Source organism: Pseudomonas sp. 05N433, from assembly GCF_056396925.1.
In genome coordinates this window covers 1-4814 of record NZ_JBFTML010000111.1, presented here as the reverse complement: position 1 = coordinate 4814, position 4814 = coordinate 1, and the positions used below count along the sequence as shown (strand labels likewise).

Below are 4814 nucleotides of genomic sequence, written 5' to 3'. Positions count from 1 at the left end.
ATCGTCTAATCCATATCAAATCCTTGCAGCCAATTTGGAGTAGAGTTAGTATTTCTTGGAACGATAACGCCGGAGCCGAACAGCTCCTTCAAGCATGTCATCCAGATAATAAAGATTTATTCGGCAATGGACCTTCGATAACGGATTATATGGGGTTATTGAGTGACTCCGCTGAAAATCGTGTTGTTGCTTTTAGAAAATTCTCGAAAGACTGGTCGGCCCGTTTAGGCGGCTCACGAGATCACAATGATCAGGCAGAGTTGGAAATCGCATTAGCGGCCTTTTTAGTTGGACGTGGAACTTCTCATGTCTTTCTTTTGAAAGACATTGTGAAGCGCAATCCTTCAATTTATGTTTGGTTCGGCCTAATCGCGGCACTATGCGGGCCTACTTCTTGGGATCCAGCTTGGGCCCGGGCAGTCAAAAATATTGAAAAATTACTCAAAAGTAGCTTTTCTTGGGAGGAGATCTCTTCTTGTGACATTTCATGGGCCGAATATCAATGGCTTGATTCGTTAGATAACGAGAGGACTTTTCAAGAGCTGCCAAAACTCCTGCCAAAAGTTCTGTCGATGGAAATTATTCCAGGAGTGGTATGTCAGTTTAGGCTCAAGTCGGCAGGAACTATAAGGGACGCGGACCATAGTGGCGCGGTTGTAGAAGCAGAAGCACCAGTTAGCACTGTCGAAACCGAAATGCTTTACAAGTTTGTTAGCGAGTTCATGAAGGTTGCTGATAAAAGCAAGCTCAATCTCGGTGACACTGTTTTCCAAGCTGCGGAAGATACAGTCCCTAAGACGAGGCGTTCTAATTCAAAAGGGGGACGAAAATAGTGTGGATATCTGTAACTACCCTCGAATAATTTAGTAAGCGGGTTTATATGAGCCGATAGCGGTTAGTTACTAGCGTCCGCTACCGGCTAAAGCTGCCTTTAATCGATCGTCAGCTTTTGGCCGATTGCGGTCTTTCGCGATAGGCAGCAATCGGCCGATTCTGTTGAAAAAGTCCGGCTTGGTTTCCACGGCAGAAAAATACGCGCCTGAGATTGAAATCCTTGCTTTCAGCAGAGGCTTTTCCGGAGTCGGATTTTACGTAGCAGCGTGCAAAAGAGGTGTTTTCACCCACCAGTATTCGAACATTTTGGGGGAAACCGACTTTTTCAACAGAATCGGCCAGAAACAGTCAGTCGGTGGCCAGAGGCTGCCCAGCCCCGTAACACTCCCGTTCGCTAGAACGGTATGTCGTCGAAGGGGACTATCACCTTCCGGAGAGGCAGAGCATTCTTTGGCAACGGCAGATTCGTAACAATGAACAGGTTAAGGATGTCGTGCCTGTCCATAAACATGATCTGAGAACGCTTCGTGGCATCCAGCTTGTTGCCTAGCCAGTTTCTTGCCTGCTTTGTTATCTCGCCGCCGGCGACGATGAATGCGTGGTCAACCAGTACTCGTCGATTCAGTTCCGAGTCGAAAATCTCGTGTCCGAGCATCATGTTCACCTGATTGTGAATCTCGGCGACATTCGCTGAACCAGGCTTGCCGACACCTGCTGAGTCCAGCTTGCCCTTTTTAGCTTGGATACCGAAGTAGAGGACATGGAGGGTCGGCAGGGTGTATTTCATCCACACGTCCTTGCCGTACTCCAACGCCTTGTCTTTGTGACCCGCTGCCGTGATGCGATGAAATCCAAGCTGACGGAACAGCGGCAGCAGCACCTCCTCGATCAGCTCATCTTCGGAGCACTTGTCGAGGTACGTGGTGAGTTGCTCACGGCGCTCCATCTCTGCTGGAGTCAGCGGGCGATGCGGGTTCGCCATCTGCGCAATGGTGTTCGTGGCATTGTGGCGCAACTGGCCGAGGCCGTGCTCGTCGTAGAACGCTTCCCAACCTTCACGCGCCAGCACAGCATTAAGCGCGGCAAGTGCTTTGTTTCTGTCCGGATCACCCTCCTGCGCGTCGCCCTTGTCGAGAGTTGCACGGATGATCCGGATGAAAGCATCAGGCGGAACCGAAGGGCTGGAATGCGGTAGAGCCAACACCTCCTCCAGTCTGCTTGCAACCCATGCCCATCGGGTCGAACCGTCGTGGGCGTAATCTAAGTCACAGTCTTGAAAGAACTCAGTGATGTAACTGCTTGAACGATACCGAAAGTGCTCAGAGTCGCCACAAACAATGTGGGCGAGTTCTCTGAGATTCCTGCTCTTCCATTTCATTTGCGTTCCTAGGCTAGGCCGAGTGAGGCTGAAGCACAGTAGCCGATATACCACACTAAGCCGATAACGATCGCCATATTGGGTCGATTACTGCCGCTGACAATCTAGAGTCGTCAGCTTTTTCGGTGATGGATTGAGCATAGCTTTCCACCGGCACCCCGCTTTGCTGGCCCGAAAAGCTCCCAAGCCTGGCCCTTGTAGCAATTTCTAAGCAGCCGTCACGTTGTGTAGCTGTAGCGTCCCTACAACTTCTCTCTACTCGCCTATGCTAGCTTCATGCCTCACTTTTCGGAGAGCCGAAGCCACTATGCCCATGGAACCTGATCGCCTCTATCACGAGCTCGGCTACCTGATTGCCGGGATGCCAGACATGAACACTAATCAATGGCAGACTGCTGAGGGGCAGCGATGGCTAGGTCGTGCTGCAGCCCTTATTGAGCAAGGTGGCAATCTCATGGATACAGCCACCTTCAACCATGCTGCAGAAAACTTGCATTCCATACGTAGCTACCCTGATTACGTGCAGCAAATGACAGTTGTCCTTAATCGTGCCTTGGCCCGTGCGGAACTACAGGCATCACCTTCCGCCCGCGGCGCCTTCATCCCAGTCGGTGAGGCTTTTTCCGCGTTCACCGCCCTATCGAAGATCCTGACTGAAGCCCAAAGCACAGTGATGTTCGTCGACCCCTATGCGGATGCTAATCTGCTGACCGACTTTGCTGTCCTCGTACCTGAAGGCATCACAACGATGATCTTGACAGATGCCAGCGGACGCAAGGTCGCGTTGGCGCCGGCGGTAAGACACTGGTCGCAGCAATATGGATCGGCACGCCCACTGGAAGCCAGGCTTGCGTCTGATCGATCGCTACATGACCGGCTGATCATCATCGATGAGCGGGAATCCTGGAGCCTTGGGCAATCCTTTAATGCTCTGGCCGCCCGCGCCCCTACCAGCCTTCTCCGTGCGGACCCAGAAACGGCTCAGCTCAAGATTCAGGCCCACGCGCAGATCTGGCAGACAGCCGATCCGATTCACTGAAGTCGCCAGGTATGCACCAGATAGCCGCCGGCCTTTGGCTGTGTGTTTGGTATCGGCCAATAGGCACCTGTTTTAAATGGGTTGGTTACAGCCCCTTGTAACAGGCAGAAATCCGCTAGAAGCTGCCCTTTGATATATCTACGAAACTAGGGAGGATTTAGAGATATGGCGATGACACATAGTGAAAATGCAGCGTTTACGAGATTTCTACACGACAAAGCACTGGAGGCGGAGAAGGCGCTTAACTATAGACCTAGCTATTTTTTACAAATGCTCGGCTCTGTCGGCGGGTATCAGACGGTGGTCGCCTTGATATCTCAACCAAATCCTTCAGAAGGCTTCACCAAGCTGTGGGAAGGTGGCAGGCTGGACCTTTCGGTGGAGGCTCTGGTCCTTCAGAGCAGGTGGCGGCACCATTTTGATGAGCACATTGTTAACGCTGCTAACAAGCGGTTGAATGCGGCAGATTACGAACCAGAATCCAGTGACCAAAGTGAGGGGTCGCAATCCGTACAGCCATCTCTGCCAAAGTCTAAAATACCCCTTGAAACTGCGATATCTCAAACCCGATCTACGACTTTGCCTTTTTTCTTAGCCAAGCAGTACAGCAGGTCGAGTATCTTCAAGATACTCAAATTGAATCCCGAGCCAAAGGGTGGGCCCTGGTTTACCGGCTATGTAGAGCACGAGGGGAACTTCTTCATATTTTGTAATGTAGGTGTTAGTGGCCGAACGGGACATGATTACGCCAATCATTTTGATGGTGATCGCCTAGTCTGGTCTGGCAAGGGTCCATCAAAGTTGGAGCATGACTCAATCCAACGACTGCTAAAGCCTCATAACAAAATTTACATTTTTTATCGTTTTGATGACCGTGATCTATTCACATTTGCGGGCACTGGAAGGCCGCATGAAGTGTTCAACACAACGCCTGTGCAGGTAGTCTGGGATTTTTCTCCCCTACGAACTCCATTCGATGGCACCGAACAGCCGACAAGCCAGATAGATTTGGGATCGGTGGTTGAGGGCGCAGCCAAAATGGTGATGACGAAGGTTTACGAGCGGGACAGAGGGGCTCGACTGAAATGCATCAGTCATTGGGGGTGGGAGTGCTTTGTGTGTCAATTCGACTTCGCTGCAATCTATGGTGATTTAGGCGAGGGGTTCATTCATGTTCATCATTTGAAACCACTCAGTGAGATCGGAGAGGCATACATGCTAGATCCTATAACGGATCTTCGTCCTGTATGTCCAAACTGCCATGCAATGCTTCATCGGCATATTCCAGTGCTTACAATCGAGGAGCTTCAAGCTCGCATGCCATCGAGTCAAAACTGAATCGCCCGCGGTCTCCTAAAAATACTCGAACGACGCTTTTTGGCCGGTTTCTGCCTGTCGCCAAGGCTGCAACCGACCCAGAGTGTGTAAAAACGCCTCCGCGAACCCTTGCTATGATTTCTGAGGATTTCATCGCAAGGATCGCCCATGAAGCGCTTTATCCAAGGTGAACATCGAGGCCAAGGCACCTTACTTCCCGAGAGCCTCGACGACTACGTCAGCGAT

General features: G+C 51.1%; 5 protein-coding genes. 4 read left to right on the top strand and 1 reads right to left on the bottom strand.

The genetic code is table 11. From position 1 onward, the window contains the following. Nucleotides 1-833, top strand: an 833-nt coding sequence (locus AC1DIS_RS29765) for a hypothetical protein (RefSeq protein WP_477781285.1), incomplete at its 5' end; no start/stop codon positions are given. Between the two features lie 395 nt (nucleotides 834-1228). Here AC1DIS_RS29765 and AC1DIS_RS29760 read toward each other — a convergent pair. Then, nucleotides 1229-2212, bottom strand: coding sequence for a hypothetical protein (locus AC1DIS_RS29760; protein WP_477748912.1), 984 nt, complete (start codon nucleotides 2210-2212; stop codon nucleotides 1229-1231). A 313-nt stretch (nucleotides 2213-2525) separates the two neighbouring features. On the opposite strand from AC1DIS_RS29760, the gene AC1DIS_RS29755 reads away from it, so the two are divergent. The 3 genes from AC1DIS_RS29755 to AC1DIS_RS29745 form a co-directional block, all read left to right on the top strand. Further along, entirely contained in the window at nucleotides 2526-3251 is a 726-nt protein-coding gene (locus AC1DIS_RS29755) for a hypothetical protein (protein WP_477748911.1), read from the top strand. Between the two features lie 165 nt (nucleotides 3252-3416). Then, nucleotides 3417-4589 carry an HNH endonuclease gene (locus AC1DIS_RS29750; protein ID WP_477750589.1) on the top strand — a complete coding sequence of 391 codons (1173 nt, stop codon included), beginning with the start codon at nucleotides 3417-3419 and terminating at the stop codon, nucleotides 4587-4589. A gap of 147 nt (nucleotides 4590-4736) precedes the next feature. Continuing rightward, nucleotides 4737-4814: hypothetical protein (locus AC1DIS_RS29745; protein ID WP_477750592.1), on the top strand; the 78-nt coding region annotated here is incomplete at its 3' end.